Annotated in this window: 14 protein-coding genes; 9 read left to right on the top strand and 5 right to left on the bottom strand. The window is 33.6% G+C overall.

Annotated elements, in window-relative coordinates; translation table 11 throughout:
• Positions 1 to 67 precede the first annotated feature (67 nt).
• Together MST30_RS04430 and MST30_RS04425 are read right to left on the bottom strand one after the other, a co-directional pair.
• The gene (locus MST30_RS04430) at positions 68 to 1,693 is read right to left on the bottom strand and encodes an SGNH/GDSL hydrolase family protein (RefSeq protein ID WP_243473197.1); all 1,626 of its coding nucleotides are present in this window, start codon (positions 1,691 to 1,693) and stop codon (positions 68 to 70) included.
• Positions 1,694 to 1,713: 20 nt separating this feature from the next.
• Positions 1,714 to 4,515: a TonB-dependent receptor gene (locus MST30_RS04425; RefSeq protein ID WP_243473196.1), complete on the bottom strand. Its 2,802-nt coding sequence runs from the start codon at positions 4,513 to 4,515 to the stop codon at positions 1,714 to 1,716.
• A 330-nt stretch (positions 4,516 to 4,845) separates the two neighbouring features.
• Between MST30_RS04425 and MST30_RS04420 the strand changes: the two genes are divergently transcribed.
• Both MST30_RS04420 and MST30_RS04415 read left to right on the top strand, forming a co-directional pair.
• Positions 4,846 to 6,150: an arylsulfotransferase family protein gene (locus MST30_RS04420; RefSeq protein WP_243473195.1), complete on the top strand. Its 1,305-nt coding sequence runs from the start codon at positions 4,846 to 4,848 to the stop codon at positions 6,148 to 6,150.
• 154 nt (positions 6,151 to 6,304) lie between these two features.
• The gene (locus MST30_RS04415) at positions 6,305 to 7,696 is read left to right on the top strand and encodes a sulfotransferase domain-containing protein (RefSeq protein ID WP_243473194.1); all 1,392 of its coding nucleotides are present in this window, start codon (positions 6,305 to 6,307) and stop codon (positions 7,694 to 7,696) included.
• A gap of 37 nt (positions 7,697 to 7,733) precedes the next feature.
• Here MST30_RS04415 and glmS read toward each other — a convergent pair whose 3' ends face one another.
• Genes glmS through MST30_RS04400 form a run of 3 tightly spaced genes read right to left on the bottom strand, consistent with a single transcriptional unit; the run spans position 7,734 to position 12,173 of the window.
• Positions 7,734 to 9,581: a glutamine--fructose-6-phosphate transaminase (isomerizing) gene (gene glmS, locus MST30_RS04410; protein ID WP_243473193.1), complete on the bottom strand. Its 1,848-nt coding sequence runs from the start codon at positions 9,579 to 9,581 to the stop codon at positions 7,734 to 7,736.
• Between the two features lie 13 nt (positions 9,582 to 9,594).
• The gene (locus MST30_RS04405; RefSeq protein WP_243473192.1) at positions 9,595 to 11,349 is read right to left on the bottom strand and encodes a beta-barrel-assembly machine lipoprotein BamH; all 1,755 of its coding nucleotides are present in this window, start codon (positions 11,347 to 11,349) and stop codon (positions 9,595 to 9,597) included.
• An 8-nt stretch (positions 11,350 to 11,357) separates the two neighbouring features.
• On the bottom strand, positions 11,358 to 12,173 hold the full coding sequence (locus MST30_RS04400; RefSeq protein ID WP_243473191.1) for a glycogen/starch synthase: 816 nt from the start codon (positions 12,171 to 12,173) through the stop codon (positions 11,358 to 11,360).
• Positions 12,174 to 12,283: 110 nt separating this feature from the next.
• On the opposite strand from MST30_RS04400, the gene panC reads away from it, so the two are divergent.
• From panC to MST30_RS04365, 7 genes are all read left to right on the top strand, one after another.
• Positions 12,284 to 13,135: a pantoate--beta-alanine ligase gene (gene panC / locus MST30_RS04395; RefSeq protein WP_243473190.1), complete on the top strand. Its 852-nt coding sequence runs from the start codon at positions 12,284 to 12,286 to the stop codon at positions 13,133 to 13,135.
• Between the two features lie 13 nt (positions 13,136 to 13,148).
• Entirely contained in the window at positions 13,149 to 13,499 is a 351-nt protein-coding gene (gene panD / locus MST30_RS04390) for an aspartate 1-decarboxylase (RefSeq protein ID WP_138432327.1), read from the top strand.
• Between the two features lie 6 nt (positions 13,500 to 13,505).
• The gene (locus MST30_RS04385; RefSeq protein WP_243473189.1) at positions 13,506 to 14,465 is read left to right on the top strand and encodes a lysylphosphatidylglycerol synthase transmembrane domain-containing protein; all 960 of its coding nucleotides are present in this window, start codon (positions 13,506 to 13,508) and stop codon (positions 14,463 to 14,465) included.
• A gap of 44 nt (positions 14,466 to 14,509) precedes the next feature.
• Positions 14,510 to 15,655, top strand: coding sequence for an alpha/beta hydrolase (locus tag MST30_RS04380; RefSeq protein ID WP_243473188.1), 1,146 nt, complete (start codon positions 14,510 to 14,512; stop codon positions 15,653 to 15,655).
• A gap of 13 nt (positions 15,656 to 15,668) precedes the next feature.
• The gene (locus MST30_RS04375) at positions 15,669 to 17,027 is read left to right on the top strand and encodes an alpha/beta hydrolase-fold protein (protein WP_243473187.1); all 1,359 of its coding nucleotides are present in this window, start codon (positions 15,669 to 15,671) and stop codon (positions 17,025 to 17,027) included.
• 14 nt (positions 17,028 to 17,041) lie between these two features.
• Positions 17,042 to 18,400: a DNA repair protein RadA gene (gene radA, locus MST30_RS04370; RefSeq protein ID WP_243473186.1), complete on the top strand. Its 1,359-nt coding sequence runs from the start codon at positions 17,042 to 17,044 to the stop codon at positions 18,398 to 18,400.
• Between the two features lie 214 nt (positions 18,401 to 18,614).
• Entirely contained in the window at positions 18,615 to 24,077 is a 5,463-nt protein-coding gene (locus MST30_RS04365) for a DUF8693 domain-containing protein (protein ID WP_243473185.1), read from the top strand.
• Positions 24,078 to 24,097: the final 20 nt, after the last annotated feature.

Below are 24,097 nucleotides of genomic sequence, written 5' to 3'. Positions count from 1 at the left end.
GATCTTTTTAAATAAAAAAAAACGCACTCGAGTTGAGTGCGCTTTTATACGGATTATAAAATCTATTTTACTGTAGTGTTGGAGAGTAGTTTGTTGGAAAATCGCCAGCTTCTGCTAGGTTTCCTGAAGCTCCAAAATTTGAGCCATAAGTAGCATCAATAGCTTCCAAAAAGCTATTAGCCATTAGGGCATAACCTCTTGCTGTTAAATGCACACCGTCTAAGCTTACTAAACCGCCAAATACTAAATCGGTGTTCATATTGTAATCGTCAAACATAATTCCAGTCGTTGAAGCTTGCTCTAATATTGAGTTTAAATCAACCAATGCTAAATTGTTAGTGCTCGCTACGTTGGAAATTGTGGCATTATATTCTTGAGTAGCCATTGCAATTTCTGCTTGTTCTGATGGTAACAATACCCATTTATCATCTAATGGATACGTAATACCTTCGACAGAAAACTGACCAGCAAGCGTTGCTGGTATTCCTTGACTTGTTAAAAAGGCATAGAAATCGCTATTTACTGTACCTATTACAGAACTACTAGGTAGAACTAATAAATCCTCCGCAGTTGCTTGTCTAGTTTGTCCATAAGTCGCGCCTAATAGATTTGCTACTAACGGTGCAGCTGCAGCAGGTAATCCTAATGATTGGATAAATGCAGGGAACGTTGGGCTGGCATTAAATGCAGCAGCCATTTGTGCAGATATATCTACTAAACTTTCATCTTTTATAACAACAGGACTAGCTGAAGTCTCTGAGAAAACAATAGCTCTTTCTGGTTGACCAAGAGCCTCATAAACTAAATTTATTTGACCGAAAATTCCGTTTAATGTAGGGATTAAAGGGCCAAAAGTTTCGTTACTTGGATCTAGTGGGTCGTGTGGTACTGTTGTAAAATGAGATAAACTTGTAATATTAGGTAGATTCCCTATAACACCTTTTGCACCAGTTGAGGTTAAACCAGCTACTAATGCATTTAGTGATGCATTAAAAGTTGGAGTGTCGGTTATAGGATTTGATCCATCTCCACCAGAAAGCGCATAGCCTAAAACATCATTTCCACCTACTTCTGATATTGAGAAGAATGTTGGGTTTTGAGCCATAGCTAACTCTAAAATACTGGCGTTAGGTGCATTTCCTGTAACACGAACAGCATAAGGATTAGCTGCAGCAGGGAAATTGGCTAAATTACCATAACCAGGTGCTACTAAATGAAAACTTTTTGCTCCTGGAATTCCTAAATTGTTGAATGGGCCTGTTGGATTATTTAAGGCTATGTCTGTTGAAACCGTAACTGGTCCAACAACGGCCTCAAGAGGAACAGGTCCTGCTCCTCCAAATACCAGCCTTGGATCAGTTATTCTGTTTCCGCCAACGGCTAAACCACCAAAATTATCGTTCATCATAGGTTGATTAAATATTCCGCCACCAATATTGGCAAACTTACTTGCCATAATATTTGGAAAAGAATTTTCTTGACTAGCAATAAAAAGGGCATTGTCTGTAAAGCCCGCTGTAAAAGAAGCACCAATAGAAACGTAATTTGAAAAATCTGCGGAACCAGCAGTTAATTCCGGCAGAGGTTCGCCACTATTGTCATTTCTATCTCTTAAATCTTGTACTAAATCATTTTCGCAAGCTACCATTCCTAAGGTTAGTAATGACAGTGCTATATATTTAATTTTTTTCATCTTGATTTTCTTTTCCGTTATTATAAGTTGTTAATAGTCCAAGACACATAATACTGTGATCCGATGAAACCTGTACCAAATGCAGTAAAATATTCGTCTTGTAATAAGTTCGTAGCACCTGCTTTTAAAGTAGATTTTAAGCTAGGAATTCTAAAGTTGATTTGTGCATCAAGAACATTGAAAGAAGGTACATCTCCATCTCCAAAAGATGCTTCCCAGAAGTAGTTATCACTCCATCTCCAAGATACATTAAAACCAAAGTTTTTAAATAATTCGGTCTTACCGAAAGAAGCTTTTACTTTGTGTTCTGGTGTGTTGAAGTTTGTTCTAAAATCTGGATTAGCTTTTACATCAAAATCTAATTTAGAATAGGTGTAGTTTGCACTAAGGTCAAAACCATCAAATACTTTAGCTGATACTTGTATTGCTGCACCATAAGAATTTACAGTTTCATCTGAGTTAGTATAAGTTTGGTAAGCTTGAAAGTCGCCATTAGCAATTGCGGCAACCGCTAAAGGAGTGCCATTAGGTAACGTTTGTGTTAATTGCACATCACCATAAAATGGAGCAATTACAGTTTCATTAGCCAAGAAATCTTGGTACTGGTTATAATATGCAGAAGCATCAACAATTATATCACCTAACTTACCGCGATAACCAACTTCAACTGAGCTTACTTGTTCTGGTTGCACTAAGTTAGAATTTCCTATTTCTAATGTAGTAGGATCTCCTGATGCAGCAAAAGCTCCTACAGAATTAGCTAAGAATGAATTGTTGTACGCTCCGGTACCATCAAAAGCAATATTTGATTGCCCTGTAATAGCAGTACCGTTTGCACTTAACTCGTAAGGTCTTATATCTCTTGCAGGGTTATCAGGAGCACCACCAACTAAAATAGCTCTACCAACATCTAAGCCAATATACAAGTCTTGAGTTGTTGGATTTCTAAATCCTGTTTGAAAAGAAGCTCTAATATTGTGGTCTTGATTAATTGTAAAACCAGCAGATAATCTTGGTGAAAAGAATCCATCAAATAATTCAGATTTATCATATCTTAAAGAACCTGTAAGTTTAAGTTCTACACTTTCAGATAATTCTAAAGATCTTTGTAGCTGAGTATAAATACCAACTTCAGAATAGTTAATAGGACCATCATTATCTGTGTAGATTGTTCCAAAAGAGTTTAAACGATATCTTCTATAAGAACCACCTACTTGAATTTCAGCAAAATCTACTAAGTCTCCAAAGTTGTAATTTGCATCTGCATGATAAATTTTTGAGTTATCTTGAAATTTAGAACCAGTAGTTAAATCTGGGTCATTAGTACTTCTGTTGAAAGCCGCTTGAAATTCTGGTGTGCCTGGCAAATATCTTCCTGTATCAGCTTGAGTTCTTGCAGCGATATGAGCTTGTTCATCAGTAGCGCCACTTAAGGTTGCTCCTATATAAGCTCCAACATATTCTCCAAACCATGTTGAATCATCTTTCCACGCTCTGTTGATATTGATACCCGTGAATACCATATCATAAGAATCACCAGCCTTATCTTCTGTAATATATCCTCTTACGAAAAAGTTATCGTTTCTAATTTCAAGTTTGTGTTGCTGTAAGAAGAAGTTTTTGATATTATATCTGTTAGCTCCTTGGTAAATAGTGTTACCTGAGCCTACCTTGCCTACATATTGGATTTCAAAATCGTTTTCCCAAGGACGGAAATAAAGTCCCCAATCAGCTTTTATACTTTCAGCATTGTAATTTGTTAAATCTCTTTCGTTATAACCAGTTCTACTAACATCTACTGAAGGAACAAGTGCTGAAGCACCAGAAGGAGCTAAGCCTAAGCTTTCTAATGTTTGAGCAACATCATTAATATTGGTACTTACTTCATCACCATATACATTGATTCCATCATAATCAATATCAGCTCTAGTTAATCCACGGTTAAGCTTGTCTTGTTCGTTAACAGCATACCAGTCAGTACCTTTTAAGTAGCCAAAATTAACTTTAGCAGCAAACTTTTCGCTAAATTTATATGCCATTCTAACACCTAGATCCGTATAATCATTGTCTCCAGCAGCTTCTTGTGAGGTAATACCTCTTTTGAGGTAACCACTTATACCTTGGTGATCAAAAGGATTTTTGCTTCGCATGAATAAGATACCATTAAATGCATTTGCTCCGTATAAAGCAGAAGCAGCCCCAGGTAGTAACTCTACACTTTGTACATCTGTTTCGGTCATACCTAATAAATTACCAAGCGGGAAGTTAAGTGCTGGCGCAGAGTTATCCATTCCATCTACCAATTGCATAAAACGTGTATTAGCAAACGTTGCAAAACCTCTGGTGTTGATGGATTTAAAGGTTAAACTGTTAGTGTTTATATCAACCCCTTTTAGATTTTCTAAACCATCATAAAAATCTACAGACGCAGTGTTTTTAATTTCTTTCAGTCCAAAACGTTCAACTGTAACAGGGGATTCAAAAATACGCTCTGGAGTACGAGAAGCTGATATTACAACTTCATCTAATGAGTTCCCTTCTTTTAGGGTGACATCTACAGTTTGTTCGTTACTTGTTATCTCAATAGTTTGAGCTTCAAAACCAGTATAACTTATACGAATTGAAAATGGAGGGTTTTGATCTACAGAAAGGGTATAGTTACCGTCAAAATCTGAAACAGTACCAGAACTGGTACCAACTACTACTATATTTGCACCAGGTAAGGGTAACCCAGTATCATCAATAATTTTACCTTTTACTGTGGTTTGAGCAAAAGATGCCACACAAAAAAGTAATGTAAAAAGCTTTAAGATTGTCTTCATTTTAGAGAATTAGTTAATTTATTCGATGCCAATTTAAATAAATATATGAAAATTAGGTAAGAAATTCTCAAAAAATTATGCACGCATAGTACTTATTATGAATTTTAACCTATTAAAATTACAATATTAGCAATGTTAGAAGCATTAATATAAATTTTACCTCCGCCGTTTGTTTTTACAACCTACTCTTATACAGGTAATTTGTCTGTTTTATATATCTATTGACTTAACACAACGTATAAAACTGCTTTATATGGAGTATTTTAAGTCATAAATTGATTTAATCTTATTATTGAGGTAATATTATAAACTAACCTAAAACAAACTAAAATGAAGACAATAAGAAAATTGGCTTTAATTATTATTGGAATTTTTGTTTTGATGCTTTGGAGTGGTATTGTTAGGAATGCAGCGCTTGGTCAAAATGCAGCAGGACCTTTAACAGACCCAATAAGAGCTTTTTCAGAAATACCATCTAATATGAAAATGGCTTTTAACCATTTTTTCCGTGCCCCAGAGTATTATTTAAAAACCAAGGAAAAGGACTTAAAAGATATTAATAACCTAAGTTACGATTTATATGGTTCATATGCTTACAGGAGTGGAGATCAGTTTAATATTGAGCTAAAGAATTTTAAATCAGATAAAATTTTAAAAGCATGGAAATTACCTGTTGAAGTTTTGTCTAAGTATTATGAAGTTGGTCAAAATGATCGATTATATCCAACAAGACTAATGGCTAATAGGGATTTAATAGCATCTTGTAATGAAAAACCTGGACTTTTAAGATTGGACTCAACTTCAAAAGTTAAATGGTTTAACAAGGATTTTATTTTTCATCATGCAATGAATTTAGATCATAAAGGAAATATATGGATTCCAGGTGTAAAGCATGAGGATGGTTTAATTGTCCCAAAGACAGTTTCAGTTGATGGCAAAAAAACTGAATATAGAGATGATCTTATTATAAATGTGGATGCTGAAACAGGTAAGACATTATATAGTAAATCTTTAACGGATATTTTTTTAGAAAATGAATTGGATGAATTAATGAATAAAGCCACGCACATTACTGATCCATTTCACTTAAATGACATACAACCTGTAGTAATTGATAGTTCAAGTTATTATAATAAAGGTGATTTGTTTTTGAGCTTCAGACATCTGTCAACAATAGTTCATTTTAGACCATCAACAGGGAAGGTGATAACTGTTATAGACGGACCTTTTACTTTTCAACATGATGTAGATGTCTTATCTGACAATACAATAGCAATATTTAATAATAATTCACCTGCGTGGGATGTATATTTTAATAAAAATGAATTTAAACCAAGTAATGGAACTATTCAACGAAAAATAACACATTCAAATGTTCTTATTTATAACTTTGAAACAGATTCATTTGAAGCCCTTTACGAAGATCAATTTATTGAAAATGAAATTTTTACAGGAGCAGAGGGTTTGTATGAAATACTACCCAATGGAGATATGTTTATTGAAGAACAGGGAGCTGGAATATTGTGGGTATTGAATGAGAATGGTGTTGTCTTAAAGACTGTAATAAAAAGTGATATAGAAGGATATCATTATCTTTCTAATTGGACAACAATATATACTAATATTAATTTTTAAAATCTACTATTATGCTTAATTATATTGGACCTGGATTAGGACTTGGAACATTGCTAATCATTATTTTTATTGCTCTTCTTGTTATTTTCTCGTTTGGAGTAGTGCTATGGATTCCTATTAAAAAATTCTTTCGAAATTTATTTAAGAAAGGATAATGTTATATTTTATTGTAGCAGGTGTTTCAGGCTTTGCTCTGGCTACATCTATCATAGCTTTTAAAAAGCTTTTTTTTGAGCTAATAGAATCGTCTGTATCACTTACAAATGAAGTGCTTTCTAAGGAAGATGAAAGTATAAAGCAAAAGAAATTAATTGGTGCACTGAAACGTATCCTTGTTTCGTTGCTAAAGACTATAATGGCTTTCGTTATAATAGCTGGTGCGACCATTTTACCACTTTATCTGTATAGCTTATTTGTTAAAGCAAATTTTGAAAGCTTAGACTTTAGCTCATTATGGTTTGTCCTAAGTATTTCTTTAGGAAGTATCATTCCTTTTTTCATCTTCAAAAAGAAAAAGAATGATGATAATTACTCAGAAGCCTCTAAGCTTTTTCACAAGTTAATTCTCAATAATTATAATTTATCAAAACTCCTTTTTTCATTTGACAAGAAGTTTAAAAAAGGCGAAACGATTACAGAGAAATCAGATTTTGTAATTGTATCTGGTTTAGCAAGAGCTGGAACTACAAGTTTAACAGATCAATTATTTAAAGCTGGGAAATTTAGTTCTTTAGATTACTCTAACATGCCTCTACTTTTAGCACCTAATCTTTGGAAAAAATTATACAATCCTAAAAATACAGAGCTTAAAGAACGCAAGCATGGAGACAAAATGATGTTTGGGTTAAATACTATTGAAGCTTTAGAAGAATATTTTTTCAAGGTATTTCTAAATGATAGCTTTATTGGTGATGCTATTTTAATCAAGCACGACATATCGCAAGAAATCTATGAGAAGTATTTGGCATACCAGTCCTTGATAAGAAGTGATAACTCACATTTATATTTATCGAAGAATAATAATCTTATTTTAAGGTATCCTTCTTTGAGAACTTTAAACAAGAATTTTAAAGCTATATTTTTATTTCGTAATCCTGTAGAGCATGCAGATTCTTTGTTAAATCAACATTTAAGATTTTCTGATTTTCAACACGATGATGATTTTATAGAAACTTATATGGATTGGTTAGGGCATCATGAGTTTGGTCATAATCAAAAGGTGTTTAGTTTCGATAATAAGCCTGTTGAATTTGAATATGATAAAGGTACATTAGATTATTGGTTGTCAGTTTGGCTAAATTATTATTCATATCTTTTAACTTTAGACGACTCAGCCATTACTTTAATCGACTATCAAGATTATCTATCAAATCCAAAAGATGTTCTTGTTCACTTACAGAATGAATTAAAAATGGATTTTGATTTATCAAATGTAAAGCCATTTAATAATAACAAAACTATTGATACTTCTGGATGCAATAAGAAACTTTTGGATGAAACTGAAAAAGTTTATAGCCAGTTAAAACAACAAAAAGCGACTTTTTAAAAGTCGCTTTTTGTTGTTTTAACTATTTTTCTAAAATCTATTCTACCGTAACAGATTTTGCAAGATTACGAGGTTGATCTACATTTTTTTCTAACATTACCGCAATGTGATATGACAATAATTGCAAAGGAATTGTAGTTAAAAGTGGTGTAAGACACTCTAAGGTTTCTGGCACCTCTATAACGTGATCAGCTAATTCTCTTACATTTACATCACCTTTGGTAACTATACCAATGATTTTACCTTTTCTAGATTTTATTTCTTGGATGTTACTTACAACCTTCTCATAGTGTCCTTTCTTTGTTGCAATAACAACAACTGGCATTTGTTCGTCAATTAAAGCAATAGGTCCATGTTTCATTTCGGCAGCTGGATAGCCTTCTGCATGGATATAAGAAATTTCTTTTAGTTTTAGAGCACCTTCTAAAGCAACAGGGAAGTTATAACCTCGTCCTAGATATAAGAAATTTTTGGCGTCTTTATAGATATCTGCAATAGTCTTGACATACCCATCAGACTCAAGAGCCTCTTTTACTTTGTTAGGTATAGTTTCTAGCTCAATTAAGTGGTGTCTAAACTCTGAACTTGAAATAGTTCCTTTTGCTCTAGCTAACCTTAAAGCTATAAGCGTTAATACAGTAATTTGAGTGGTAAATGCCTTGGTAGATGCTACACCAATTTCAGGCCCTGCATGCGTGTAAGCACCAGCATCTGTTTCTCTTGCTATAGAAGATCCAACAACATTACATACTCCAAATACAAAAGCACCTTTTGATTTTGCTAATTTTATTGCAGCAAGAGTATCTGCGGTTTCGCCAGATTGAGAAATGGCAATAACAATATCTTTTTCAGTAATAACAGGGTTTCTATATCTAAATTCTGAAGCATATTCAACCTCTACAGGTATTCTAGCTAGATCTTCGAAAATGTATTCTGAAACCAAACCTGCATGCCAAGAAGTACCACAAGCAACAACAATTATTCTGTCTGCTGCCAGGAATTTTTTCATGTTATCTTCAACACCAGCTAGTTTTATTACTGCTTCATTACTGAGAAGTCTTCCTCTAAAAGTGTCTAAAATTGCTTCTGGCTGTTCATATATTTCTTTAAGCATAAAGTGGTCGTAACCGCCTTTTTCAATTTGCTCAAGATTTAATTGGAGTTCTTGGACATAAGGGTCTACAAGTGAATCTCCTTTTATTTTTCTTACCTTAATGTCTTTACCTCTTCTAATAATTGCCATTTGTTCATCTTCAAGATAAACGGCATTTTTGGTAAATTCTATAAATGGTGAGGCGTCACTAGCAATAAAAAACTCATCTTCACCAATACCTATTGCTAATGGACTACCGAGTTTAGCAACTACAATTTCATTTGGCTTACTTTTATCAAAAACTGCAATAGCGTATGCTCCGATAACTTGATTTAACGCAACCTGAACAGCTTTTCCAAGCTTTAAGTTTTCATTTTTCTTTACATCTTCAATAAGATTAACCAATACTTCTGTGTCTGTGTCTGATTTAAAGGTGTAACCTCTTTTTATAAGCTCTTTTTTAAGCGCATCGTAGTTTTCTATAATTCCGTTATGAATTATAACTAAGTCTCCAGAGTTAGAATAATGAGGATGAGAATTTACATCATTAGGGATACCATGAGTTGCCCAACGTGTATGGCCAATACCTAGTGTGCCGTTGATTGAAATTTCATTCTCTAACCTTTCTTTTAAGTCAGAAACTTTTCCTTTGGTTTTAGAAAGCTTTATATCAGTACCATCATATAAGGCAATACCTGCACTATCATATCCACGATACTCTAATCTTTGAAGTCCTTTAATTATTATAGGATAGGCTTCTCTATGACCAATGTAACCAACTATTCCACACATAGGTTAATTTATTTTAGTTGTTAGGTTCTGTGTAATATATTTCTAAATATACTCTTTTACTATCATCTCCAGTGTTATTTCCATGTAAAACTGTTCCTCTAGGCGATAAGACTGAGCTTATTGGTGTTGTTAATTCTGTACCATCTGTTGTTTGTACCTTTTGTTGAACAAGCTCTTCCAAATTAACATTTAATGAAACGGCTAATCCTAATTCAACATTGGTAGAGTCCTTGAGCAGTAAGTTATTGATGTGCTCTGTAATTCTAAACTTGTATTTAATACCTTCTCCAGTTGATTCATCTCCCTCGCGTTGTAAAGGGCCTAGATGATTGTATTTTGAGTAATAAGGTAGGCTGCTGTTAGTGCCATCTACATAAAAGTCTGTTAGAGGTACTTGGTTTTTAAAGTCATATATGTAAAGGCGATCTGGTTCGTTTTCTGGACTGTCTGCATCAGATTGGTTTAAATAATCTTGGTCTACATAGAGCACTAGATTAGCTTCATTAACAAGCTTTTTTATATTTTTAAAATTACCATCAGCATCGGTTTCTACAAAAAAGTTTTTCCAGTCATCAAAGGTTTGGTCATCACCATCATTAAGATCATCTCCGTTAAAAAGTTTAATCTTTGCTACAGAGCCTTCACCTCCTTTTAGATAGATTCTTTCGTCACCAACTGTTGCATCACCTTCTGGGATTGTAATATCAAAATTATTATCGAAAAAATTAATTTTATTACCACCTAAATATAAAGCAAAACTTTTTTGTTCTTCGGTAGTTACGTCTTCGCCATCCTCTTCTTCAGTAGTAGTTGTGGTGTAATAAATAGTGATGTTAGCGTTTGTTGAACCTGTGTTTAGAATGAGGTGACTCCCAGTGTTATTTACAGCTTCGGCTTTAAAATAAAGTCCTCTAAAATATTCTAAAAAATTATTAGCGTTGCTTAACACGGCATCACCTTCTTTGTCTATTATTTTTTCTTGCCAGAAATCATGGTCTAGTTTTAGTCTTATTCCTGGTGGAGCATAGGTGGTTGAAGTATTGTCTTCTCCATCTTCTCCTTCTGTGGTAGTGGTTAATTTAAATCCTTGATTGTTGATTTTAATATTTCCAAATTGATTAACGGATAAGTAATTTACATTTGTTGGGTTTTCAACAAAAATCAATTCTGAGCCTTCTAAGGGAGAAATGCTTTCAGATGTTGATGCGGTTTTGTTTGAAAAGTAAGCTTGAGCATCATTAAATTCAGCATTTGGATCAAAATCTCTTATGAAATAATTGTTTTCATAGATATGTAATTTGATAGGATTGTATGTGTCTCCATCAGGAAAAATAGAATCTACATTATACGTAATATTGTTATCTTCATCTACGTCTGTAACTCCATAAAAATAAGGCATGGTTAAAACAACAGAATCTATAGCCAACTCATCGGCACTACCTTGAAAGGTAGGAGAGTAAGAAGATAATGTAACTTGAGAGACAAAACTAGAAGTAACTCTGCCGTATACATCATCATATAAGCCTAGTGTGCTAAGATTTAGGGAGCTATTGGTTTGTACAGGGCCTAAAGCCTGAGAGTAGGTTATAACTTCAGAAAACTCAGGGTTGCTTTCTAGCTCACTAAGTTTTTTAATATTGAAGTTTGTCGCTACATCACTATTTAAAACATCAGATTCTAAGTTGTTAAAATCGCTATCGCAAGCAATAAAACTGGTTACTATAAGTGCAAGTGCAAATATATTAAGGGCAATTTTTTTCTTTTTCATAGGTGTAATTAACTGTTTTTAAGTACAGCTTCTTTGTAAAATTCTGTGTAAGGATCTGCAAACTCTTCGATAGAATGAAAATCTAATACAGGTTTATCTAGTTCATTTATATAGCCATCTAATTCTTTTGGCAATTCTTGCGAACCTCTAATAATGGCATCCGAATTATCAATAGCTATTTTCATAAGGTTAATATAATCTGGTTTTTGTAATGGTTTAATAGCCTCCTCGTCTATACCATCAAACTTTACTTTGTCTACCATTCCTTTATCTAACGTACCTTCAAAGTTTTGATTGTATACAGAAGTCACAATTTTACTTTCTGTGAATAAAGGTTCAGTTTTGTAGAATTCTTTAAGGTATAATGGTAATAAAGATGCTAGCCATCCATTCACATGGATAATATCTGGAGCCCAATTTAATTTTTTAACAGTTTCTATGACTCCTTTTGCAAAGAAAATAGCACGTTCGTCGTTATCTGGGAAAAGCTTACCATCTTCATCGGTTAAGGTTGCCTTTCTTTTAAAATATTCCTCATTATCTATAAAGTATACCTGTATACGTTCTTTTGGAATCGAGGCTACTTTAATAATCAGAGGCATGTCTAAGTCATTAATTACCAGGTTAATTCCAGAAAGTCTAATTACCTCGTGTAGCTGGTGTCTTCTCTCGTTTATGTTACCAAAGCGTGGCATAAATATTCGTATTTGCCCTCCTTGTTTGTTTACCATTCTTGGAGCTTCAAAGGACATTGAAGAAATCTCCGTTTCTGGTAAATATGGAACTACTTCCGAGGACACATACAATATTCGTTTATCTTTCATAAATCTTCTGCTTTTGTAAATTAAGAGTAAAAAACATGCAAAATTACAAAAATTTGTGCAGATTGCCAGTAAAATATTATGTTTGCACGCGTTAATTTTTTGTTACCAAAGTGAAAATTTTTCATAATAAATCTGAATTGTCTCATCTTATTGATGACTTTAAGGCTAATAATTCTACTATTGGATTTGTGCCTACTATGGGTGCACTTCATAATGGTCATTTGTCTTTAGTAGAAAAGGGATTGAGTGAGAACACAGTTGTTGTAGTTAGCATTTTTGTAAACCCTACACAGTTTGACAACCAAGAAGATTTAGTAAAATACCCGAGAACACTAGAGGCAGATGTAAAGTTGTTAAAGACTGTTAGTAACGATAAAATTATAGTGTACGCACCTTCAGTTGAGGATATTTACGAAGGTAAGGTGCAGTCTCAATCTTTTAAGTTTGATGGGCTTGAGAATGAAATGGAGGGAGCGTTTAGAGATGGGCATTTTGATGGTGTAGGAACTATAGTAAAACGGTTATTTGAGATTGTAAGGCCTAACCGAGCATACTTTGGTGAAAAAGACTTTCAGCAGTTACAGATTATTAAAAAGTTGGTTGAATTGTATCACATTCCTGTAGAAATTATTGGGTGTCCAATTCACAGAGCCGAAGATGGTTTGGCTATGAGCTCTAGAAACACAAGGTTAACAACCGAACATAGAATAGCTGCGCCATTTATATACAAAACATTAAACTCTGCCAAAACTAAGTTTGGCACAAAAAGTGCTAAAAAAGTTACGGAATGGGTTGAAAAGCAATTTAGTAAGCAACCACTCTTAGAGTTAGAGTATTTTATTATTGCAGATACAGAGACCCTAAAACCAGTAAAACGAAAATCAACAAAAAAGACATACAGAGCATTTATTGCTGTTTATGCTGGTGATATAAGACTTATAGATAATATCGCCTTAAATTAATTATCTTTGCCTCATGCAAATACAAGTTGTAAAATCTAAGATTCATCGTGTTAAATGTACAGGAGCAGACCTTAACTACATTGGTAGTATAACTATTGATGAAGATTTAATGGATGCTGCTAATATCATACAGGGAGAAAAAGTTCAGATTGTAAATAATAACAATGGTGAACGTCTCGAAACCTACTGTATACCTGGTCCGCGAAATAGTGGTGAAATAACGTTAAATGGTGCTGCGGCTCGTAAAGTAGCTGTTGGTGATATTTTAATTTTAATTACTTATGCTTTTATGGATATTGAAGAAGCTAAAGTTTTTAAACCTTCATTAGTATTCCCAGACGAGGCTACCAATCTTCTAAAATAACGTTGTTTGAGTAAGTCCAAGTCCATCCTAAAAGTTGTGATACCCTTACTCTTAGGAGTGGTTTTGGTGTGGTATTCGCTTTCTCAAATTTCAATTTCAAAGCTAGTTCAGTATTTTAAGGATGCAGACTATTTTTGGATAATTCTTGGTGTTAGTTTTGGTGTTTTAAGTCATTTGTCAAGAGCTTATCGTTGGTTGTATATGGCAGAGCCTTTGGGCTATAAGCCCAAGTTGGCTAATAGTTTTATGGCAGTATACTCGGCGTATCTCATTAACTTAACTATACCTAGAGCTGGTGAAGTAGCTAGAGCTTCAATTTTAACAAATTATGAAAATATTCCATTCGAAAAAGGTTTTGGAACCATAGTCGCAGAGCGCGTAGCAGATACTATCATGCTTTTTTTGATTATCGGTCTGGCTTTTGTTTTAGAGTTTGAATTTATATATGCTTTTTTTGCCAGTAAGTTCAATGCTTCAACGTTAATAATAGGAGCTGCAGTTCTTATTGCATTAGCTGTTTTGTTATATGTTTTTATTGTTAGAAGTGGTTCAGAAATTGCCCTAAAGATCAAAGAATTTATTGGCGGATTAGTAGAAGGTGCGCTTAGTATTTTTAAAATGAAAAAGAAATGGGCTTTCATTTTTCATACAATCTTTATTTGGGTAATGTATTTAGCTATGTTCTATATTACAACATTTGCGTTACCCGAATTAGAAAATATGCCGTTGGCAGCAATTTTAATTGGGTTTATTTTGGCAAGCTTTAGTATTGCGGCAACCAATGGAGGTATTGGCTCTTTCCCAGAAGCCATAGTTATAGCTTTTGCGTTATTCAATATAGCTGAAGATCCTAGTAGAGCTTTTGGTTGGATAATGTGGTCTACACAAACTTTAGTAATAATTATTCTTGGTGGTATTTCTTTAATCTATCTGCCAATCTACAACAGAAAGAAAGCAGGTATTTAGAAATATTTTTTACCTTGCTCTAACTTTAAAGATCACCATTACAAATGAAGACATTCTTCACAACAATTTTAATGTTTTGTTTGGCCGTAAGTGGGTATGCGCAAACTATTCACAAAACCGTAAAGTCAGACAAGCTTAACAGTCCAAGAGAATTAAAAATTCAATTGCCTAGAAATTACGATGCTAAAGCAGAGCGTGTTTATCCCCTAGTTATTGTATTAGATGGAGACTATCTTTTTGAGCCAGTAGCAGGTAATGTAGATTATCAGGCATATTGGGAAGACATTCCAGAGTGTATTGTTGTGGGTGTTAATCAAGAGATCTACAGAAAGACAGATTTTGAACACGATGAAGAGGGAATATTGTCAGAAAATGGAGAAAATTTTTATGCCTTTGTGCACGATGAATTAATGCCATTTATAGAAAGCAACTACAAGGTTTCTGAGTTTAAGGTGGTAGTTGGCCATGATGAAGGAGCTAATTTTATCAATTATTTTTTATTAAAAGACAAGAATTCATTTAGAGCTTATATAAGTTTAAGTCCAGATTTAGAAACCAATATTGTAGACAAAATTCAGTCTCAATTAGCAGCGTTAGATAGAGAAACCTTCTATTATCTTGCAACCGGAAGCGAAGATTTTAAATCAATAAAAGCAGAAGTAGTTGAGTGCGATGCTAAGTTAAAGACTGTAGAAAACGAAAAGTTAAAATATACATTTCACAATTTTGATGATGCCAATCACTATTCTTTAGTGGGAATGGGAATTCCAAAAGCTCTAAACGACATTTTTACATTATATAAGCCTATAGATGGTAAGGAATACAAAGAAAAAATACTTACCTACGAAGGATCGCCTTACGATTACCTTGTAAGTAAATATGATAATATTAAGTACTTCTACGGTTTTGAAAAACGACTTGTAGAAAACGATATTAGAGCTATTGCTGCAGCGTCTAAGAAAAAAGACGATTTAGTATCTCTAGAAAATCTTGCATTATTAGTTAAAAAAGAATACCCAAGATCAATGTTAAGTTCATATTATATGGGAATGTACTATGAAATTGAAGGTAGTCTCAGAAAAGCTTTATTACAATACAAGTCTGGTTTAATGCTAGAGCCTTCTCAATACATTGATAAAGAATTGATGTTAGATAAGATGTACCAAATTCAAGATGAATTAAAGAACTAAAAACGAAACAGAAATGATTACAATCCCAAAAAATTCTGAAATGTTTTACAGTGAGAACCAAAACTTCATCTCTTTGAAAAAAGCCGTTTTAATAGTGTTAGTGCTGCTTATTTGCACGCCACTTTTTGCACAGATTAGCTACAAAGAAATTAATTCATCAAATCTTAGTAGTGTCAGAAAACTAAAAATAAAATTACCAAAAAATTATGATCCATCGTCAGAGATTATGTATCCATTAATTGTGGTTTTTGATGGTGATTATCTCTTTGAGCCTATTGCTGGTCAGGTAGATTTTCAAACCTATTTTGACGATATGCCAAGCTCAATAATAGTTGGTGTAGTACAAGGAAACGATAGGAGATACGATGGCTATTGCGATGAAGTTACAGGGTTGCCAAAAGAATCAGGATTGCGTTTTCATAATTTTGTAGTTCAAGAACTGATACCTTATTTAGAAGAAAATTACAATCTCAGTAAATTTAAAATAGCAGTTGGGCACGACTTAATGGGTAATTTTATTAACTCTTTTCTTTTTAAAGAAGATCCATTATTTAATGCTTATGTCTGCATAAGTCCAGATTTATCAGGCACCGTAAGGGATTATTTAGGTGAGCGTTTAGAGTTTTTTAAAGATGATATTTTCTATTACATGGCAACATCAGATAAAGATTTGCCATACATAAGAGAAGCTGTTTTAAGTGCCAATGAGCAAATATCTGCTGTAAACAATCAGTTTTTAACCTATTATTTCGATGATTTTGATAACGATACGCATTACACTTTAGTAAATAGTGCCATAGCAAGGTCTTTCGATAAGATTTTTGAACTATATAAACCACTTCGCGAAAAAGAACTAGAAGAGAAAGTCTTACCGTATGAAGGAACTTTAGATGACTATCTAGTGGAGCGTTACGACAAGATAGAAGAGCTTTTTGGTATAACAAAACCAATCACAGAAGAAGAGTTTGAAAAAATAAGAAAAGCTGCAGAACAGCGAGAAGACTTAGAATCGTTAGAAGCTATAGGTAAATTAGCTAAAAAGTTATATCCTGAGTCTGTTTTGGGTAGTCATTATCTAGCGATGCATGCCGAAAAAACTGAAGATACCAAAAAGGCGATTAAATATTACGAAGACGCTTTGGAGCTCGAAGAAACTCCGCTTATAACGATAGATTATATAACTTCAAAATTGGAAGAACTTAATGGCACCATTGAGTTGATGGAGCTTGAAAAGGAAATCGAAAAAGAAGAGCGTAAACTAGCCAAGCAAAAAGAAAAAGAGGAAAAAGAGGCAGCAAAAGAAGCAGAAAAGGCCGAAAAAGAAAAGAAAGCCAAAGAGGATGAGGAGAATAAGGAAAAGGAAGATAATTAAGGGAGTAAGAGTTAATGGCTAAAGTAAAAACAACTTTTTTTTGTCAAAATTGCGGTGCGCAATATGTTAAATGGCAAGGACAATGCAATTCTTGTAAACAATGGAACACTATTGCCGAAGAAGTTATTCAAAAACCAGAAAAAAGCGATTGGAAATCTAGTTCTGCAACAACTAAGCGTGTATCTAAGCCTTTAAAAATAAACGAAATAGATACTGCTCAAGAAGCAAGATTAAACATGCAAGATGCAGAATTTAATCGTGTACTTGGAGGTGGAATGGTACAAGGCTCATTAACGCTCTTAGGTGGTGAACCTGGTATTGGTAAAAGTACATTGTTGCTTCAGGTAGCATTGAGTTTACCTTACAAAACCCTTTATGTTTCAGGCGAAGAAAGTCAGAAGCAAATTAAAATGCGTGCTGAGCGTATTAACCCAAAAGAGAATAATTGCTACATTCTTACCGAAACAAAAACTCAAAACATCTTTAAGCAAATAGAAGCTTTAGAGCCAGATTTGGTTATTATAGATTCTATTCAAACTTTACATAGCGATTATATAGAATCTTCAGCAGGAAGTATTTCTCAAATAAAAGAATGCACTACAGAGCTAATAAAATATGCTAAGGAAACAACAACACCAGTACTTTTAATTGGTCACATCACCAAGGATGGTAATATTGCTGGTCCAAAGATTTTAGAGCACATGGTAGACACGGTTTTACAGTTTGAAGGTGATCGTAACCATGTGTTTAGAATTTTAAGAGCACACAAAAACCGATTTGGATCTACCAATGAGCTTGGTATATATGAAATGCAAGGTTCTGGTTTGCGCGAAGTCTCTAACCCTTCAGAGATTTTAATTTCTGAAAAAGATGGCGAACTATCTGGTAATGCTATTGCAGCGACTTTAGAAGGGTTGCGACCATTAATGATAGAAGTGCAAGCATTAGTAAGCACAGCAGTTTATGGTACACCACAACGTTCAGCAACTGGTTTTAATGCTAAGCGTTTAAATATGCTCTTAGCTGTTTTAGAAAAAAGAGCAGGTTTTAGATTGGGAGCAAAAGATGTCTTTTTAAATATCACAGGCGGAATTACAGTAGATGACCCAGCAATAGATTTAGCAGTTGTGGCTTCAATTTTATCATCAAATGAAGATGTGGCTTTACCAAGTGATTATTGTTTTGCCGCTGAAGTTGGTTTATCAGGAGAAATAAGACCAGTACAACGCATAGAACAACGTATTTTAGAAGCTGAAAAGCTTGGTTTTACTACCATTTTTGTGTCCAAATACAATAAGTTAAGTATAAAAAACACTACAATCAAAATTCAATTAATTTCTAAGATAGAAGATCTAACAAACTTTATAATCTGATTCATAGTGTTTTATGTTTTATTTTTCTGACAAAAAAAGTATTTAATCGGATTAATAAAGCATTTAATCGATAAAAAATACCATTTTTATTAGTTTATTAATTTTTTTATTTCTATAATTGCTCCCGTTATTAAAAAATGTTAATAATTTTTTGCTAATGTAAAGGATAGTTCTGCCCCTCAAAGTCTTGTCCTGGACGCCATTATCTTGACCTATGAAAACTTCAAAAACACCCTTAACCTGTTTTTTGCTGTTGTTTAATGCTTTGTTTTTTTCAAACTTACATGCACAGTACTGTACTCCAGTAAATATTAATAACTACAATACCAATTACATTTCTAATGTATCAATAGGTGCTATTAACAAAAGTAGCGGTGGGCCTACAGGCGCTTACAACTACTATTCAAACGTTTCGCCGACAGATATAGTTGCAGGAGAAACATTAACAGGAACTGTTAAAGTAAAAATTGACGGATGGAATACAAGTACTAATACAATTGTAGTTTGGTTAAATTTCAATACAGAAGAGGATGATGATTTTGAGGATAGTGGAGAGCGCTTTTTGTTCACTTTTCAAGACACTAATAATACTGGTGGAAAGAAAAATGTGACTGTGCCTATTAGTATTCCTATTCCATCAAATGTTCAAAATGGATTGTCTAGGATGCGTGTTGGCATGAGGACAGGCACTGCTACAAACTTCTCGTCTTGTGATTATGATTGGCAGGCTGGTGAAGTAGAGGATTATAATGTAAATTTTGTTGAAGGCTCAGGTGTTGGTTCTCCTACGGACTCTGTACCAGTATTCTGTGATCCAATAAATGTAAATAACTATAACACACTTTACATTTCAAATGTTTCAGTGGCAGGTATTAACAATAATAGTTCAGGAAATACAGGTGGTTTTACATATTACTCTGGTATTTCTCCTGTTGATATTCCTGTAGGAGAGACTTTATCTGGTAATGTTACAGTGACTTTGAATGGATGGAACACCAATAGCAATACTGTTGCTGTTTGGTTAAATTTTAATGAGAATTCAGATGATGATTTTGAAGATGCAGGTGAACGACATTTATTTACGTTTCAAGATAGTAACAACGTTAGCGGAAATAAAACAGTAACGGTTCCTATAAGTATTCCGATACCAAGTACAGCAGATGAAGTTTTGTCTAAAATACGCATTGGTGTTATAGGTGCTACAGGTACAGGTTTTACGTCTTGTGACTATCAATGGACCAATGGTGAAGTTGAAGATTATTTAATAAATTTTGTTTCTTCTTCTGCAAGTGAACCAGATATTGCATTGTTTGGTAATAGTAATTCGATTTTGAATGGAGATACAACTGCTACCGAAACAAATTTTACTGATTTTGGAGCTTATGATATAAATTCTGGTGGAATTCAAAGAACATTTGAAATCTTTAATGAAGGTAATTCCGATCTTACGTTGGTTTCTCCATATGTATCTTTAAATGGATCTTCAGATTTTACGATAATCAGCCAACCATCAGAAACTGTTTTGGCATACGGTGAATCTACAAGCTTTATTATTGAGTTTGACCCTTCTTCAATAGCTACAATTTCGACGGAAGTTGTTATTAACTCTAATGATTCTGATGAAAACCCATTTTCTTTCATGGTACAAGGCCAGGGAAGCAATACATCAAAAGATACAGATGGTGATGGTGTGCCAGATATCATTGATCTTGATGATGATAATGATGGTGTTTTAGATAGTGTTGAAAGTGCTTTGTGTAATGCCAATTCATCATCAACTACAACAGATGTTGTTTTCTTAAATGAAACATTTGGTTCAGGTACGAATAGGGTAGAAATAAATGGCAATTACTCTGGTGTAACAACGTCTTACTGTTATGAAGATGGTACAGGTTCATGCTCCTCTAATTATAATTCAACTAGTGTTAATGATGGTGATTATACAGTTCATCATATAATAACAAATAATAATGGTGTTAATGACGGTATTGATGTAGATATTGCAAGTTGGGCTGAAGATTATTGGTATGCAGGAGAAGACCATACGCCTGGTGATATAAATGGAAGAATGGCGATATTCAATGCTACAGCAGAACCAGGAGTGTTTTACGGTCAATCTATCGTTGGTGCTACACCAAATGTACCAGTTCAGTTTGGGTTTTATGCGATTAATATAGATAGAGATGATGCACCAGGAGTAGCTTCTAGGATTAGGCCAGAAGTTGTTATTACAATTTACGATCCTAATGGTAATGTTATAATTTCAGAAACCTCAGGTTTAATTCAGCCTACAAGTGCTGCCGGAGATTGGGTTGAGGTTAGTGCTAGCTTCACTACTAGTTTTACAGAGTTCACAGTAGAATTGAGTAATGCTAATTTAGGAGGTATAGGTAATGATTTGGCTATTGATGATGTTTTTGTTAAACAAACACTTTGCGATTTAGATGGCGACGGTGTTGCAGATATTTTAGATTTAGATAATGATAATGATGGTATTCCTAATATTGTTGAATTAGGTCTTATAGATGATAATTTTGATGCTACTGTATATGGTGATTCTTCTAATCCTTGGTCAGATGTTAATGGAAATGGAGTACATGATGCTTATGAAAATATTGAGCTAATTGACTCAGATGGTGATGGAGTCCCAGATTTTGTAGATTTAGATAGTGATAATGATGGTGTTTTTGATAATGTAGAATATGATGGATTAGGAGATATGGATGTTTCTGGAGATGGAGTAGGTGAAGGACAAGATTACATGAGTTTTAACAGTGAAATTATTGAAAATGATCAGGATGGAGATGGAATACTTCCTCTGCTAGATGATAATATAGGTCATGGTACATTAAATTATGCTCTACCAGTTGATACAGATGATGATGGTATACCAGACTATCTTGATTTATTTAGTAATGATGCAAGTAATAATATATCTAACGGAAGTGATATAGGTAATACAATTTATTCTTACTTAGACGCTAATAATGATGGAAAGATAGATGGTTCGTCAGATACAGATGGTGATGGTATATTAGATAATTTTGATAGTAACAATTCGCTTTTTGGCTCACCAAGAGATTTAGAAAATGGTTCTTACAGTCTATATTTTGATGGCAGAAATGATTATGTAGAAGAAGCAGCTAATGTTGTTCAGGGTCTGTCGAAGGTTACTCAAATGGCTTGGGTAAAAATTGATTCTGATTTTAACTCAAAGGGTGTTATAATGGGTCAGGAAAATCTCTGGGTATCTGTTAATGCTGCTAGAAAAGTTAGATTTTACACTTCTGATGATTCATTTATTCAAGTGCCATCTTCGTCAAAATTAGAATATAATACATGGGCTCATGTAGCAGTGGTTTATGATGGTGCAGCTTCAGAAGAAAGATTAAAAATATTTATCAATGGAGAAAAAGTAGCCTCTGGAAATGATGCTTCCGGTAACATTCCTTACTCTAATAATTCAATCTATAGAATAGGAAGAAAACCTTATGGTTCTGGTCAACAACAGTATTTTAAAGGTCAAATAGATGAAGTTAGGGTATTCAACACTAACTTATCTGAAGAAGAAATTCAAAAAATTGTATATCAAGAATTAGATGAGAACCAGAACTTTAATAAAGGTAAAATAATACCTAAAGAGATTTCTGAGAACAATATAGGAAACAATCTAATCCGCTACTATAAAATGGACTCTTTTAAAGATGATGTTCTTGATAATAAAGTGACTCCTGCAATAGATGAGTCCTCAGGAGCGGTATTGTATAATGTTAAAAAGATATATTTTCAATCTGCACCATTGCCATATAATACAAAACAAGATGGTAATTGGTCTTCTGATGATACATGGAGGCATGGAGATATGTGGGATATAACAAACTTAAGTAGTATAAAAGATTGGGGTATTGTTGAGATTGATAACGAAATTACATTGTCTGAATCTTTCACTAGTTCTGGTTTAATAATTAAAGAAAATGGGGTTTTGAATGTTGAAGAAGACAATGTTATAAATAATACATGGTTCTTGGGTCTTTATGGAATATTAGACTTAAAAGGTGACTCGCAATTACTTCAAGGCATAAAAAGCGATTTAGTTACTTCATCAACCGGGAAACTAAAGAGAAGACAAGAGGGAGCTTCTAGTGCTTATTGGTATAACTATTGGTCATCACCTGTTGGTTCCGTTAGCGCTACAACATATTCAGACAATAATTTAGCGACAAATAATTCAAATAATACAGGTTTCAGTTTAAACATGCTGAAAAAACAAGATGGCTCAAGTTTTCAATTTACCAATGCGTATAATCAAACAGGAAAAATCAGTAGATATTGGTTATACAAATATCTTAGTGGTGTAACGTATTACGACTGGCAATCCTTTAATGAAAATGATTTAATAAGTCCAGGTATAGGCTATACACAAAAAGGAACCGGAATTTCAGATGCTGAACAACAATATATTTTTGAAGGAAAACCAAATAATGGAACTATTCTGGTAAACGTAACTGATGTAGGAGGAAATGGTTCTGTTCCGGCAGTTTCAAAAACAGATTATCTTTTAGGAAATCCTTACCCATCTGCACTAGATATTCACAAGTTTATAGATGATAATGCAGGTATAATTAGTGGAACCATTCAGCTTTGGCAACAATGGAGTGGGAGTTCTCATCTCTTAGATGAATATAATGGTGGCTATGCTGAAGTTAATAAGTTAGGTTCTGTTAGAGCATACCAATTTGTGGGCATAGAAGGGGAAACTAATGGAAATCAGAATGGTACCAAAACTCCATCTAGGTATTTGCCAGTTTCTCAGGGATTTATTGTAGAAGTTATAGCAGATGGTAATGTTGTTTTTAATAACGATCAACGCATATTCGTAAAAGAATCAGATGCAGATGGATCTTACAACTCAGGTTCTGTATTTTTTAGAGGTAATCCAAACCAGCAAGCATCTACAGAACAAACAAACACAGATTCTGAGGATAATCTTATGCAAAAAATCCGATTAGAATTCAATTCTGTAGATGGACCACAGACAAGAAGAGAATTATTATTAGGATTTAGTGATTTTACATCAGATGAATATGATTATGGTTACGATGCTAAAAATACAGTAATGAATGATGATGATCTCAATTTGTTGATGAATAGCGACTATTGTACTATACAGGCATATGAGTCAATAACTGATGATAAAGTTGTGCCTCTTGCGTTACAGGCTTCAGGTACATATAGCTATACCATTAAGCTTACACAGTTGGAGAATATTTCAGATGATCAAGATATTTATCTAAAAGATAACCTTACAAATACATATCATAATTTAAGAGATAATGGACCTTATGAGTTTTTATCAGAAGCAGGCGGATTTAATGATAGACTAGAAATTGTTTTTCAAAATGAATCTGAAACCCTATCAGTTGAGGACACAGATTTTGATGGCATAAAATGTTATTATGCTATGAATAGAAATAAGATTGTAGTGATGAATCCAAATAATGAAGACATAAAGAGAATAGAAGTCATAAATATGTTGGGTCAATCAGTATATAGTACTGTTGGTTATGAAGGTTCTTATAATGAATATGATTTGCAAGGTTTTACATCAGGGACATATATCATAAACCTAATGACCGCAACCAACACTACTTTAACAAAAAAAATCATTGTAAAATAAGATTCAAAAATCAATAAAGA

Source organism: Winogradskyella sp. MH6 (assembly GCF_022810765.1).
Taxonomy (GTDB): Bacteria; Bacteroidota; Bacteroidia; order Flavobacteriales; family Flavobacteriaceae; genus Winogradskyella.
Note: the sequence above shows the minus strand (reverse complement) of the source record. Positions and strands in the feature narration are given on the sequence as shown.